Origin of the sequence: Marinobacter sp. SS5-14b (assembly GCF_030541005.1) — a bacterium.
Taxonomy (GTDB): domain Bacteria; phylum Pseudomonadota; class Gammaproteobacteria; order Pseudomonadales; family Oleiphilaceae; genus Marinobacter.
The window spans coordinates 1-14,905 of the sequence record NZ_JASSVM010000002.1 but is presented as its reverse complement, the minus strand read 5'-3'; the positions used below and the strand labels follow the sequence as shown (position 1 = coordinate 14,905).

At 60.9% G+C, this 14,905-nt stretch carries 10 protein-coding genes; all 10 read left to right on the top strand.

The genetic code is table 11. From position 1 onward, the window contains the following. Positions 1 to 15 precede the first annotated feature (15 nt). On the top strand, positions 16 to 1,341 hold the full coding sequence (tagH, locus tag QPL95_RS04120) for a type VI secretion system-associated FHA domain protein TagH (protein ID WP_303289741.1): 1,326 nt from the start codon (positions 16 to 18) through the stop codon (positions 1,339 to 1,341). Next, on the top strand, positions 1,338 to 1,871 hold the full coding sequence (gene tssJ / locus QPL95_RS04115) for a type VI secretion system lipoprotein TssJ (protein WP_303289740.1): 534 nt from the start codon (positions 1,338 to 1,340) through the stop codon (positions 1,869 to 1,871). Before tagH ends, tssJ begins: the two co-directional genes overlap by 4 nt. Further along, positions 1,871 to 3,205 (top strand): type VI secretion system baseplate subunit TssK, encoded by a 1,335-nt coding sequence (gene tssK, locus QPL95_RS04110; RefSeq protein ID WP_303289739.1) that lies wholly within the window; start codon positions 1,871 to 1,873, stop codon positions 3,203 to 3,205. Before tssJ ends, tssK begins: the two co-directional genes overlap by 1 nt. A 3-nt stretch (positions 3,206 to 3,208) precedes the next feature. After that, a complete protein-coding gene (gene icmH, locus QPL95_RS04105) occupies positions 3,209 to 4,030 on the top strand; it encodes a type IVB secretion system protein IcmH/DotU (protein ID WP_303289738.1) in 822 nt (273 codons plus the stop codon). 10 nt (positions 4,031 to 4,040) lie between these two features. Next, entirely contained in the window at positions 4,041 to 6,686 is a 2,646-nt protein-coding gene (gene tssH, locus QPL95_RS04100; RefSeq protein ID WP_303289737.1) for a type VI secretion system ATPase TssH, read from the top strand. 249 nt (positions 6,687 to 6,935) lie between these two features. Then, the gene (locus tag QPL95_RS04095) at positions 6,936 to 8,501 is read left to right on the top strand and encodes a sigma 54-interacting transcriptional regulator (protein WP_303290379.1); all 1,566 of its coding nucleotides are present in this window, start codon (positions 6,936 to 6,938) and stop codon (positions 8,499 to 8,501) included. Continuing rightward, positions 8,498 to 9,139 carry a type VI secretion system-associated protein VasI gene (vasI, locus tag QPL95_RS04090; protein ID WP_303289736.1) on the top strand — a complete coding sequence of 214 codons (642 nt, stop codon included), beginning with the start codon at positions 8,498 to 8,500 and terminating at the stop codon, positions 9,137 to 9,139. The genes QPL95_RS04095 and vasI overlap by 4 nt, the downstream gene beginning before the upstream one ends. An 11-nt stretch (positions 9,140 to 9,150) precedes the next feature. Beyond that, entirely contained in the window at positions 9,151 to 10,596 is a 1,446-nt protein-coding gene (tssA, locus tag QPL95_RS04085) for a type VI secretion system protein TssA (protein WP_303289735.1), read from the top strand. Between the two features lie 24 nt (positions 10,597 to 10,620). Continuing rightward, positions 10,621 to 14,214 (top strand): type VI secretion system membrane subunit TssM, encoded by a 3,594-nt coding sequence (tssM, locus tag QPL95_RS04080; RefSeq protein WP_303289734.1) that lies wholly within the window; start codon positions 10,621 to 10,623, stop codon positions 14,212 to 14,214. A 102-nt stretch (positions 14,215 to 14,316) separates the two neighbouring features. Further along, on the top strand, positions 14,317 to 14,905 hold a 589-nt coding region (gene vgrG / locus QPL95_RS04075), incomplete at its 3' end, for a type VI secretion system tip protein VgrG (protein ID WP_303289733.1).

Here is a 14,905-nt window from a genome sequence, read left to right as displayed (position 1 = left end):
AAGGAGCCTGATCAGGTGGGACATCAGACAGCAGGATTAAAGCTGGTCATCATCAACCCGACCGAAAGTGGTGGCGGGGCCAGCATCGAGCACAGTTTCGGAACGGGCGGGGGGTCTATCGGCACCGCGGCCAATGATACCTGGCGGTTATCGTCGCACCGCACGGGCGCCGTGGCAGGCCACGCAGAAGTCCGATACCTGGATGGCGGTTTCTGCCTGATTGACCGCAGCGGCCGAACCTACATCAACAGCAACAGCCAACCGGTGGGACGTGGCCGTCGGGCCCGCCTGAACCACGGCGATACCCTGACCATCGGCCGCTACCAGATGCGGGCAGAGCTCAATGGCGAGATGGCCGGCGACTCAGACCTTGATCAAGAGACCGGCCAGGACTCCCGGTTGATCGACGGAACGGAGGGGGCGCTGCTGAAATCGTCATCCCGCCAAAGAATGCCGGATGGGCGTGAGCCTCTCGAAGGCTTGCAGTCTCCAGCGGGAGAGACGGTCAGCACTGACCCGCTGGCACCGTGGCAATATTCGGCCCGAGAGTCGGGGGAGGATGCCCCGGAGTTGCTGGCCAGTGATCAGGCCTGGTTTGCCCGTTCGGCAGACGTCAGCGATGAGTATCGTGAAAATCGCGATGTGGCCATGGGCCTGCCTTTGAACCGCGATACCCGGAGCAGCGAGCAACCGATACAGGAGCGACACGGAATGTCAGAAAACAGAGAACAGCCCAGGGACGCCAGCCGGCAACACATCAGCGGTGCACCTTTGATGCGTGGCCTGGGTGCGGACATTGATTTTGCCGACAGTGACGATATGCGGCTGTTTCTGGAAGAAGCCGGCCAGACCCTGAAAGCCACCGTGGACGGTTTGCTGGCGCTGCACCAGGGCGAGGACTCCCGGCATCGGGCGCTGCGCACCCGACTGCAGCCGATCGAGGATAACCCGCTTCGCCTGGGGAATGATTACGCAGGCACGATTCAGACGCTGTTTGCGGCCGAGCGCAGCCCGGTTCACCTGTCAGCACCTGCTGCGGTCAGGGAAAGTCTGGATAGCCTGAACCATCACCAGCAGGCCACGCAGGAAGCGATCCGCGAGGCCCTGGAAGCCATACTTCACGCCTTCTCACCGGAGGCCTTGTTGCGCCGGTTTCACGGCTATCGCCGTGGCCTGCAGGACAACGAAGACGAGGGCCGTTGGGCCTGGGACATGTACCAACATTATTACCGAGAACTCAAATCCAGTCGTCAGCAGGGCTTTGAACGCCTCTTTCAGGAGGTATTCGACCAGGCTTACGACCAACACCTGCGCCAATTACAGAGGGAGAACTTGTTGTGAAGTACTGCAAATGGAGCTTGCTGGCTATTGTTACGTTTCTGGTGGGGTGCAGTACCCCGTACAACGCGGTCACCAAAACCGCCAAAGTGCTCTGGGACCCCGACATTCCGGTGGGATACGCGGAAGACCTGCCTAGCCGGGTCGATCTCACCATGCTGGCGGAGCCCGGGGTGAACCCCAACGAATCGCTGGCGCCTACGCCGATCGCGTTCCAGATTATCGAGCTGCGGGACAGCTCGCTGTTGATGGCGGGGGACTTTGACCAGCTGCTCAATAACCTTGAAGACTCCCTGGGCCGGAATTATGTCGATCACAGTGATTACACGCTGGTGCCGGGTCAGTTCAAGTTTGTCGAGCCGTTCGACATCAGTGAGGACACCCGGTTTATTGGCGTGATTGCGTTTTACGCCTACCCCAACCTGTCCCAGTGGAAAAAAGTGGTGCAGGTCGACCCGATTGGTGGCCGCTATCACCTGCTGGTCAACCTGCGCGAGCGGGAAGTAAAACTGACACGTTCGGATGAAAGCTGATGGCCGTCACCAATAGAGTGGTCTGGAGTGACGGGCTGTTTATCAAGCCTCAGCACTTCCAGCAACAACAACGGTACCTGGAACACCAGATCAACGAACGGGCGCTGGCGGTCTCGGATTACCTGTATGGCTTCAGTGACCTGGAGCTGAACGCCGAGTACCTCAGTTTTGGCCGGGTGGGTCTGGTGCGTGCCTCTGGATTGTTCCCGGACGGCACCCGGTTCAACCTGCCCCAGGACGATGTCATGCCGGAGCCTCTCGAGATCGTCGATGCTTCAGTGGCGAACCAGGTGGTGTATCTGGCCTTGCCGCTGGGCAGCGACAGCCTGGCCGAAGTGGAGTGGCCGGAGGCCCCGGTAGCCGGGCGTTTTCGAGCACTGTCGGTTGAAATCCGGGATCTGCACTCGGTGGATGGCGATGCGCACACGATTGACATTGGCCGGGTAGCGCCGCGTCTGATGTTGGAACGGGAAGATCGCAGCGCCTATGCAGCACTGGCCATTGGCCGCATTCTCGAAAAGCGCCCGGACGGCAGCCTGGTGATGGACCCGAACTTCCTGCCGACCATGCTCAGTGTGCGTTCTGCGCCGCGTTTGCAACGGTTTGTTGGTGAAATGGCCGGGCTGATGCAGGAGCGGGCCCGCAATATCGCCGAGCGTGTGGGTGCACCGGGTCAGGGCGGTGTCGCGGATGTTTCCGACTTCATGCTGCTGCAGATGCTGAACCGGTCGCATCCGAAATTCATGCACCTGGCACGGCTACGTCAGCTGCACCCCGAGCGCCTTTACGAGGCGTTGCTGGAACTGTGCGGTGAGCTGGTGACGTTTACCGATGAAAGCCGGATGCCGAAGGAATTCACCCCTTATGACCACGACCTGCCAGAAGGCTGTTTCAGCCCGTTGATGCAAGTACTGCGTCAGGCCCTGAGCACCGTGTTGGAGCCGCGTGCGCTGTCGATCTCTCTGCAACAGCGCCAATACGGTCTGACGGTAGCGCCGGTGCAGGATGGCCAGATCATCAAGGATGCCGAGTTCATCCTGGCGGTGAAAGCCGACATACCGCTGGACGACCTGCGCAAGCAGTTTACCCAGCAGTGCAAAGTGGCGTCGGTGGAGAAGATTCGCGACCTCATCAGTCTGCAGTTGCCGGGCATTCCGCTGTCGGCACTGCCGGTGGCCCCGCGCCAGTTGCCATATCACGCCGGCTTTGTGTACTTCCGGCTGGATGACCAGAGCCAGGCCTGGCAGATGCTCGACAATGCCAGCGGCTTCGCCTTCCACGTGGCCGGCAGCTTCCCGGGGCTGGAAATGCAATTCTGGGCAATCAGGAACTAAATCATGGCAAATGCACCGGTAATGGACAGACCAGACAACACCAGGGATTCGGGTGATCGTGCATTCAGTGACCTTCTGTTTGCGGATACCGACCAGGGCGGTTCCCGGGCGGAATTCGATAACGATGGTTTCCAGCTCCGAGGGCTGGAAGAAAACCGCTTGATCGACGCCGCCACTCCGCTGCTGGGCCTGGTGATCCGGGTGCGCCGGCTGGCGGACTTCCGAAGTGTCGAAACACTCTACCAGCAGGTGGTGGACGAAGTGGCGGCGATCGATCGGGAGCTCATCGAACAGGGCTATGAGCGCCCGACGGTTGTGGCCTACCGATATGTTTTGTGTGCCTTTATCGACGAAGCCGTGCTGGGCACGGACTGGGGCGCCCACAGCGTGTGGTCTCAGCACTCGCTGCTGTCCCGCTTCCATAACGAAACCTGGGGTGGCGAAAAAGTTTTCGCCATTCTGGCCCGGATGGAGAAAGAGCCAGAGCGCTATCGCGACATGCTGGGTTTCATCTATCTGTGCCTGTGCCTCGGCTTTGAAGGTCGCTACAAAGTGATGGAAAACGGCCGGGACGAATACGACCAGATCGTCCGTGGCCTGTATCAGCAACTGCGGGAGTTGCGCAGCGATCGGGACGCCCAGCCGCTGGCGGATGCCGCCGAAAACGTCGTGCCGGCCCGCAACCGGCTGAGAAGTGGCTTACCCATCTGGGGCATTGGCGGCCTGTTTATCGCGGCCATGGCGGGCATTTACCACCTTTACAACATTGCGCTGAACGAACGCATCAGGGATGTGCTCAGCGTACTGGACCAACTACCGAAATAAGGATATCACTGTGATTCGGGTAGAACTGCCGGCGCTCATCGGGCGCCTCAACGATATTTCACGCCAGGCCCTGGAAGCCTCCGCTGCCTTGTGTATCAGCCGTCAGGGCGCTGAGATTACGCCCGCGCACCTGCTGTTCAAATTGCTGGAAACACCCTTCTGTGATGTGCGCCAGATTCTGGAGCACACCGGCATCAATCATCAGCAGCTGCAACCGCAGGTGGGCGAGAGCTTGAACGGCGAAGCCCAATCCGCCGAGCCCTATCCGTCGTTTTCACCTTTGCTGGTGGAGTTGATGCAGGACGCCTGGCTGCTGGCCTCAACTGAGCTCGGGCACACAGAACTGCGCTCCGGCGCGCTCTTCCTGGCGCTGTTGATGAACGCCGACCGCTATCTGATGCCGCGAGTGGCCCAGACTCTGGTGGACATCAACCGGGAACAGTTACGCAAACAATTCGATCGCCTAACCGAAGGTTCTGTCGAGCGCCCACAGCTGACGGAAAACGCCTCTGCCAAGCCTGTGGCGGATACCGACATGGACCCGCTCAAACGCTACGCCACCGACTTCACCAAACTGGCCCGGGAACAAAAGCTGGACCCGGTGGTCTGCCGGGATGCCGAAATCGACCAGATGATCGACATCCTCTGCCGCCGCCGCAAGAACAACCCGATTGTGGTGGGTGATGCCGGCGTGGGCAAAAGTGCCCTGGTGGAAGGTTTGGCCCTGCGCATTGTTAGCGGCGACGTGCCGGACCGCCTGAAAACCGTTGAACTCTGGACCCTGGACATGGGCGCCCTGCAGGCCGGTGCATCGGTCAAAGGCGAATTCGAGAAGCGCCTGAAAGGCGTGATCGAAGCAGTCAAAGGTTCTGCCACTCCGATCATCCTGTTCATCGACGAAGCCCACACCCTGATTGGCGCCGGCAACAGCGAAGGCGGCTCCGACGCCGCCAACTTGCTGAAGCCAGCCCTGGCCCGGGGCGAGCTGCGCACCATCGCCGCGACCACCTGGCGCGAGTACAAGAAATACTTCGAAAAAGACCCGGCCCTGAGCCGCCGCTTTCAGCCCGTGGCTCTGAGCGAACCGACTCCAGGCGAAGCTGTGCACATCCTCCGTGGCCTGCGCACCGTCTACGAAAAAGCCCATCAGGTACTGGTCGCTGACAGTGCCCTGAAAGCCGCTGCGGAAATGTCTGCCCGTTACCTGGCCGGCCGCCAGTTGCCGGACAAAGCCATCGACGTACTGGACACCGCCTGCGCCCGGGTCAGCCTTAACCTGAGCACGCCGCCCCGTCGTCTCAGCCACGTGCGCAGTGAGTTGCACCAGCTTGCCATGGAACAGGAACTGCTGAGCCGGGAGCATACCTTGGGCCAGAGTGTAGACGCAGAACGTGAACAGGCGCTGGCGCAACAGATTGCTAACCTGACCGCCGAATCCGAAGCCCTGGAACAAAGCTGGAACGACCAGCGCGACCTGGTGGCCCGGCTGATTGAAATTCGCGAAAAGCTGCTGAGTGATGTCGAAACCGAAACCGAAACCGCTGCGGACGCAGCTGTTGAGTTGGCCGAGAGCGATTACGAAGAACGTCCAGACCTGAAAAGCGAAGCCGCCGCCATCGAACAGGAACTGGCCGAGCTTCAGGCCGACGAGCCCCTGGTCCACGCCCGGGTCGACGCTCGCCAGGTGGCCGAAGTCATCGCCGACTGGACAGGCATTCCTGTCAATCGCATGACCACCGACGAGCTGGAGAAAATCACCCACTTGCCGGCGTACCTGCAGGCCCACATCAAAGGCCAGGACACCGCCATAGACTGCCTGCACCAGCACCTGCTCACCGCCCGCGCCGACCTGCGCCGGCCCGGCCGTCCCATGGGTGCCTTCCTGCTGGTAGGCCCCAGCGGCGTTGGCAAAACCGAAACCGTGGTACAGCTGGCTGAACTGCTCTACGGCGGCCGCCAGTTCCTCACCACCATCAACATGTCCGAATACCAGGAGAAACACACCGTCTCCCGCCTGATCGGCTCACCCCCAGGCTATGTCGGATTCGGCGAAGGCGGCATCCTCACCGAAGCCATCCGACAGAAACCCTATTCCGTGGTCCTGCTCGACGAAGTCGAAAAAGCCCACCCGGAGGTCCTCAACCTGTTCTACCAGGCCTTCGACAAAGGCGAACTGGCGGACGGCGAAGGCCGGTTGATCGACTGCAAAAACGTGGTCTTCTTCCTCACCTCCAACCTCGGCTACCAGACCATCGTCAACCACGCCGATGCACCGGAAAAGATCGAAGAAGCCCTGTATCCGGAACTGGCCAACTTCTTCAAACCCGCGTTGCTGGCACGAATGGAAGTGGTGCCCTACCTGCCGCTGGGCGAAGACACCCTCAACCGCATCGTCGGCGACAAACTCCAGCGCCTGGCTGACCAGATCAAAGCCCGTTACCACACCGAGGTGGAACTGGAAGACGGCCTGGTAGAAGCCATCCGCAGCCGCGCCACCAGAAGCGAAAACGGCGCAAGGATGCTGGAATCGATCATCGAAGGCGAACTGTTGCCACCGGTATCGCTGGCACTGCTGGAAAAACTGGCGGCAAGAGAGCCGGTGACCAAGGTCACTCTGGGCGTTAACGAAAACAAATTCACAGGAACAGTCGCCTAGCTTGGTAGCTCGCTGAAAGTAGCGCACTGCAGGGTTAAGTCTTCCAAAACCCTGCGGAGCCATGGATGGCGGAGCGGAGCCTACAGGGACGTATTCACGGCGTGTTTTGGAAGACTTAACCCTGCAGTGTGCGGGCGCCGAACGGCAGCGGAGCGTACAAGGATGTATTCACAGCGTGTTTTGGAAAGCTATCCCCCACGGTGTGCGGGCGGCGATCTCCATAAAGAAGGAACGATAGCAATGGGACGGATGCAGACGGAACTGCACACCGGCATAGACCTGGCGGTGGCACTGATCAAACAGGACACCCTGCCTGCGTTGCTGAACACCGCCACCAGCCAGCTCCAAAAAGCCTTCGGCCTCACCAAATGCTGGGCCCTCGAACTCGACCTCAGCGGCCGAACCCTGCACTGTGGCCAACTGGGCGACACCAGCGAATTCGATTGCAGCGACTTCAGCCACCCGTTTGCGCACATACTGCAAACCGGCCAGCCCAGAGAGCTCACCCGCGCCGCCAGCTACCGCCTCGACCACCCCGGCTTTCAAGCCCTGTTCGACGCCAGCGACCGCCCAAGAAGTCTCTGGCTCGAGCCCCTGTCCGGACAAGACGGCCGCACCCTAGGCATGCTCGTGCTGTGTGGCGAAGACCCCGACTGGCAGAACATCGTCGGCCAACCGCTTTATACTGGCATCAAACACCTGCTGGTACACCAATGGATCAGCCAGCTGCAAAGCCGTGATCAGGTCTGGCAGCGGCGCCTGCTCAAACGCTCCCTCGACCACCTGCACGATGCCGAAACCCTGCGCCAGCGTTGTACCCAACTGACCCACACCCTGGTCGGCAACTCCGAAGCTATGGTTAACCTGCGCACGCAAGTGGTTCGTGCCGCCGGCAGCCAGCTCTCGGTGCTGATCCAGGGCGAAACCGGTTGCGGTAAAGACGTGGTGGCCAGGGGCATTCACGACATGTCCGAGCGAGCCAACGGCCCTATGGTGGTGGTGAACTGTGCCGCCATCCCGGACACCCTGCTCGAAAGCGAACTGTTTGGTCACACCAAAGGGGCGTTCTCCGGTGCCGACCAGGCCAAAGAAGGCCTGCTGGCTCAGGCCAACGGTGGCACCCTGTTCCTCGACGAAATTGGCGACATGCCCATGGCCCTGCAATCCAAATTGCTGCGGGTGCTGGAAAGCCGTCAGTTCCGCCCCCTGGGCGCCCGGGACGAACAACATTCCGACTTCCGCCTGGTGGCCGCCACGCACCAGCCCCTGCAGCAAGGCATCGAAGACGGCATTTTCCGCAGAGACCTGTTTTATCGCCTCAGTCAGTTCCCGCTGCGGGTTATTCCCCTGCGCGAGCGCACCGAAGATCTGGAAGCCCTGAGCCGCCATTTCATCCGCCTGTACACCCAGCGTGAAGGCAGCGGTCCCCTGGGTATCAGCAGCCATGCCTTGCACACCCTGGCGGCTTATAACTTCCCCGGTAACGTGCGCGAGTTGCGCAACATCATAGAACTTGCCTGCCTGCAAACGCCGGCCGGTGACGACATACAGCCGGAAGTGCTGCGCCTGGACGACCTGTTCGGCGAGATGGGCCAGCCCCTCTCGGCCGAGGTTGAGCCCAAAACCATGGACGGCGTGCCGTTGGCTGACGACATCCGCGATCTGAAGGCCGCCGCCCAGGCTTTTGAAGCCGCCATCATCCGTGAACGCCTGCGCCAGTACAGCGGTAATCGCGCTCAGGCCGCCGAAAGCCTGGGCCTGCCCAAACGCACCCTGGCCCATAAATGTCTGAAGTATCAGGTAACCGACCTATGACCCTGAAAGACCAAAGCCGACACTCGCTGCTGGGCCTGGCCTTCTTGCTGGCGTGCTCCAGCACCTGGGCGGATCAGCGGCTTACTGAAGCCGAAGCTTGCGCCGAAGAACCCAACCGGCTGGATCGGCTTGCCTGTTTTGATGAAGTATTTGCCACCCCCCTGGCCCGTTACAAGCCCGGCCAGACAGCGCCTCAGGTCAACCAGTCTGAACGCTGGCGCCAGGCCTTTGCTCAGGCTGGCGGCGAGGATGCCTCCGGGGTGATCTACCGCAACACCGGTTCGACAGCCGGGCACCTGGTCACGGTAACCGCTCTTGGCGCCCAGCCGCCACGACCGGTATTGACCCTGCAGTGCCACAACAACATCACCGAACTGACCGTGATGTTGCCGGAACCGATGAACCGGGAGCGGGTGGAGGTGGCTCTGGGAACAGAACGAGCCCATTGGCGGGTGCGGGACGAAGGTCTGGTGGTCAGCGCGGGTCGTGGGCTGCCTGCCATCCGCATTGTGCAGAACCTGGCTGGCCAGCCGGATGCCCGCATTCGCGCCGGGGCGCCGGAACTGGATGGCTTGTTGTTTGATCTTTCCGGCTACGCAGAGGCCATCCGGCCCCTGCGTCAGGCCTGTGGCTGGTAAGGGGGGAAACCATGCAGATTATTGAACAGCACCCCTACGTAGAACAGGTGCTCGGAGCCATCCCGGGTGAAACCGCTACTGGCGAAAGTCTTGCCGATGATCCGGTGCTGGAGTTTCTGGAAGACGAAGTGATGAAAGTGGGCTCTCTGGCCCACAACGACATCGACTGGCACAAGGTTGAGAGTGAAGCCCTCAAATTACTGGCCGACCGCAGCAAGGATCTCAAAGTGCTGGGATTTTTGATGCTCAGTCTGCAGCGGGGCGGTGATGGCGAACGTTTTGGGCTGTCGCTGTTGCTTCTGCATCGGGTCCTGAACGGCTGGTGGGACGCAGCCTGGCCCTATCCCGGAGCCAAGGGCCAGCGGGCTCGGAAGATGCTGTTCACGCAGATGCTGCAGCGGGCCATCAAGGGCGTGGACGGCCTGAGCTTTGATGCCAGCGTCGGCAATGGTCGCCAGTTCTGTCTGGGCCTGATCGACAAGCTGGATGCCCAGGCCAAAGAAAAAGATCTTCCCGACGATGCTCTGTTTGAGTTAAAGCGCGCGGCCGAGAAGCTGCCACAGCTGGAGCAAACGTCAGTCAGCCAACCCGGTGGCGAAACGCGCCCCGTTGCGGCCAGCCAGACCGCGGCTGTGGCTGCCACCAAACCGGCCGGCAGCAACACCGCTTCTGCCGCGCTGGGCAGCCTGACGCTGGACCCGGGTAACGAGCGAGCTACCCGCCAGAGCCTGCTGAAAGTGGCTGAACTGCTGACCGCCACCGAGCCGGATAATCCATTGGGTTATCAGATGCGTCGCTATGCCATCTGGCAAAGCATCACCAGCCTGCCGCCGACCCGGGATGGCAAGCGCACCGACCTGGCAGCCGTCAGTGCTGATCGCGTGGCGGATTACAAGGAGGCGCTGGATAAAGCGCCGGATAACGAGCTCTGGCAGCGCATCGAGCAGAGCCTGTCGGTCAGCCCGTTCTGGCTGGATGGCCACTGGCTGAGTGCCCGTGCGGCTGTGGCCAGGGGTAACAACGACTGCGCGGAAGCCATCCGGGAAGCCCTTAAAGCCTTTGTTGAACGTCTACCACAGCTGACGGAGCTGACCTTTAACGATGGCACCCCGTTTTTGAGCGAAGCGGCGGCAGACTGGATGTTTACCGTCCCCGTCTCGGCCAAAGGCAGCGCCGGTGGTGCCAGCCCCTGGGAGCAAGCGCTTGAAGGTGCGGTGGAGCTGTCACGGCAGAACAAATTGCCGGCGGCGCTGGAGCTTCTGGAACAGGGGCTTGCCGATGCCCGGGAACCCAGAGAGCGCTATTACTGGCGCCTGAGCACGGCGAAGCTGCTGAAAGAAACTGGCCTGAAAACCCTGGCCGGACAACAGATTCAGGACCTGAAAAATCAGGTTCAGGGGCTGGTTCTCGAAGACTGGGAACCCGGCCTGATCAAACAACTGGAACGACTGGCGTAACGCCCGCACGCATCAAACGCAGGAATGGAAACCATGTGGAGAAAAGCATTACTCATTGGTCGTTGGCTACTGCCTTACCTTCGTAACGCCGCACCCGTCACCCTGACGTTGGCCATTATTGCCTTGCTGGTGGCGACCTGGTGGCTGGGCCCCCGCCTGGAAATCAACGGGGAATACCCGCTGATGGCCTGGCAAATGCGGGCGCTGGTTACTCTGGGCGTTGTTTTGCTGGTGGTGATGTTCTGGGGCATGGTTCTCGCCCGTCGCCTCGGCAAGGTCAACAAGGCCAAAGCTGAGGAACAGCAGGAACAGGAAGACCCGATCCTGCCCATGGAGCGTCGTCAGCAGCGCCTGCTCGATCGCCAGTTGCAGGCATTGAAAAGCAACCTGCCCGGGCGCAAGGGCCTGTATCGCTTGCCCTGGTACCTGGTCATGGGCCTCGAAAACGCCGGCAAAACCAGCCTGATTCAACGGGCCGGGCAAACCTACACCCTCACCAATGTCACCCGTAACAACCGGGGTGACCGAAATCCCTTCGGTTTTGACTGGTGGATTGGCGATAACGGCGTATTGATCGACCCGGACGGTGAGCTACTGAGCCAGAATCAGGGTGAAGGCGCCACCGGCGAGATTCAGAACCGCCTCTGGAACCATTTCATCGGCTGGCTCGAGAGCAGTCGCCCCCAACGCCCACTCAACGGGGTGATCCTGGCGGTGGATCTGGCGCGCCTGAGCGCGGCCAATGATCAACAGCGGGAAGCCCACGCCATTTTGCTGCGTACCCGCCTGCGCGAACTGATGGAGCAGTTGGGTTCCCGGTTGCCGGTGTATGTCACCTTCACCAAGATGGACCTGATGTACGGTTTTGCGCCGTTTGTACGCACCCTGTCGAAAGCGGAGAAAGAGAAGGCCCTGGGCTTTACCTTTCGGCTGGATAACCAGCAGGATCACGATCAGTGGCTGGAACAGTTTGCGGACCGCTATACCGAGATGGTCGATGAGCTGGGCCAGCGCCTGCCGGACGTGCTGGCGGATATCCGGGATAGCGAAGAGCGGGCCGCAGCCTACTCCTTCACCCGTCAGCTGGCCGGCCTGAAACCGACCATGGAGCAGTTCCTGACAGACCTGCTCTCGGCCGATGCCTTCTCGACACCCGCCCTGGTGCGTGGCACCTATTTCACGTCGGTTCTGCAGGAAGGCGTGCCAGAAGATGCTTTTGTGGCCGCCGCTGCCCGTAATTACCAGATGACGGGCCCGATCCAGCCAGCCCAACGTGGCGGACAGTCGGCCAGCCTGTTTACCAAGGGCCTGTTTCCGGAGGTAATCTACCCCGAGGCGGGCCTGGCGGGTGATAACCGCAAGGTGATCAGCAAGCGTCATCGCAAGGTGGCCGTGGCTGCTGTAATCGCCCTGTGCGCGGGTGCCGGGATGACGGCGGGATGGCAGCACTACTTCATCAAAAACGCGGAAGCGGCCACTCAGGTAGAGAATCGGGTGAACTCTTTCCTCAACAACTGGCAGCCGGTCGGCTACGAGCCAGACAGCACGGGCCGCAACCTGCTGCAGCCGCTGAATGAGCTTAGGGAGGCCACCATGGCCTTTGGCGATTACCGTAAGGAATGGCCACTGGTGACCGATATGGGGCTCTATCAGGGCCACAAGGTGGGGCCGGAAGTGGATGCCGCCTACCTGGATATGCTGGCGTACCAGTATCTGCCGGCATTGATGTTTGGTGTGATGGAAGAAATGGGGCGCGCACCGGACAACAGCACAGAGCGCCTGGAGCACTTGCGGGTGCTGCGTATGCTGTACGACGAAAGTGGTCGCCGCAGCGATATCGTGTCCGCGTATATGCGCGAGTACTGGCAGGCCCGATTCCCCGGTCAGCGCGAGGTGCAGAATAGCCTGTATGGCCACCTGCAGTACGCCATGGCCCACACCAATCTGGCGGGTATGGCGGCGGAAGGCGACCCGGCTGCAACCATGGCGCTGGCGCCTTTCCGCAGCAGTGTGCAGTGGGCTCAGCATGAGCTGGGCCGCATCAGCACGCCGGATCGCGTGTATCGGGACCTGGAGGTGGAAGCGAATCAGGAATTTCAGTCTCCGCTGGAACTGGCGCGCAGTTCCGGACCTGCGTTCTCCACCGTGTTCACACGAGTTGATGTCTATGGTGAGCCCCTGGGTGGCGAGCTTCCGACCGCAGAAGACCCCCTGTCGATACCGGCGCTGCTCACCCGGGAGGGGCTGGAAAAATGGTTCCTGCGCAAGTCCGGGTCTGTGACAGAGCTGGCTCTGGTCGATGCCTGGGTACTGGGTCGCCGCAACGACGTGGATTTCAGTAAAGCCGACGAAGCCGAACTGCTGTCCAGTTTGCAGACGCTGTATACCGAGAACTACGCCAATACCTGGCGCACCGCGCTCAGCCGTGTAGACGTGCACCGGTTCGAGGACCTGAATCACGGTGTACGCATTCTGGAAAGCCTGACCAGTGGCCATCAGCCTCTGGCTCGTTTGCTGGGCCAGGTGCAGGACAACACGCGCCTGATTCCGGTGGGAGAGGGCGAAGCTGAAATTGCCCGCAAGCTGCTTGAGGAGTCTCCCCACTATCGCATGCTTCAGGAAATTGAGCGTCAGTTTTCGGATTTGAACCAGCTGACCCAGAAGCAGGGCGATCAGCCTTCCGGGCTGGATGAAATCATGGTGGTGGTCACCGAGCTGCATGAATACATGCGCAATATCCAGGAATCACCGGATGCCGGCAAAGCTGCACTGGGCGCAGCGCGGGCCCGAATGGGCCTGCAGGGTGCCGACCCTATCTTCACACTGCAACGCATGGCAGGCCATCAGCCGGAGCCGCTGAATCGCATACTGAACCGGCTTGCCACCGAAAGCTGGCGAGTAGTGCTCGATCAGGCAGTGGCCCAGCTTGAGCGGGAGTGGTATCGCGAAGTCTACCAGCCGTTCCAGCAGAATCTTGCACGCCACTATCCGTTCACCTCGGAAGCCGGACGGGATGCGGCGCTACAGGATTTCGAGCGGTTCTTTGCGCCGGACGGCACGCTGGAAAACTTCTACAACAACAACCTGAAACTGTTCCTGGAAGACCATCCGGAGCAGGTGGGAGATGCCCGTCGGGCGAGCCTGGTTCGCCGCGATGTTCTGGCGGCGCTTAACCAGGCACGGCAGATTCGCCAGGCGTTCTTTACGCGTAGCGGTACCCTGGACGTAGAGTTTGCCCTGGAGCCGCTGAACCTCAGTAACAACAAACGCCGGGCGGTGGTGAACATCGACGGCCAGTTGGTGGAGTTCTCCCACGGTCCGCGCCAGAGCATACCGCTGGTGTGGCCCAACACCCTGCGGGACTCGGTGGAGAGCCGGATCACCCTGGTACCGATCCAGGTGAACCGCTCACCCCGGAGTATCTCCGAGAGTGGCCCCTGGGCACTGTTCCGGTTACTGGATAAAGCCGATATTGCCGGGGTCAGCAGTAACGCCGTGGATGTGAAGTTCACCGTGGACGATGGTGAAATGCGCTATCGCTTACATGCGGCCAGTAATACCAACCCGTTCACACAGCAGTTGCTTGCGGGGTACCGCATACCCCGTAGCTTGTATTAAACTGTGGGCCGTCGCCCGGGCTTGATGGCCCGGGTTGACCGGAGCTTGCACCTGGATGGTGTTGGCGGAAATTGAAATGTCCATTCTTCAGGGATCGAAGTCATGCCCCAGGCAAGCGGATTGCAGTTCACCGCCCGTGTAGGCGAATTCCCCACCGATCACTTTGTTGTTGTCAGTTTTGTGCTCACCGAAGGCCTGTCTTCGCTGTCTCACGGTCGCCTGAAACTGGCCAGCACCGATCCAGACGTTCAGCCAGCCGACATTCTGGAGCAACCGGTGGACCTGGTGGTATGGCAGGATGGCCAGCCCCAGCGCCGTTTTACCGGTGTCGTGAACGAGTTTGCCCGAGGCAACACCGGCCACCGCCGCACCCACTATGAACTGGTGATCCAGCCTCCGGTGTGGCGCCTGGGCTTGATGCACAACAGCCGCATCTTCCAGACCCAAAGCACCGACGCCATCGTACGCACCCTGCTGGAAGAGCGGGGCATCATCGACACCGTGTTTGACCTCAAGCGCACCCCGGAAGAACGGGAGTACTGCGTCCAGCACCGGGAAACCGACCTCAATTTCGTTGAACGCCTGGCCGCCGAAGAAGGCTGGCACTACCGCTACCAGCACGGCAGCGTGGACGGCGAAGAACAGCCGGCCCTGATTATCGCTGACCACCACGGCGACGCCCCCAAACTGG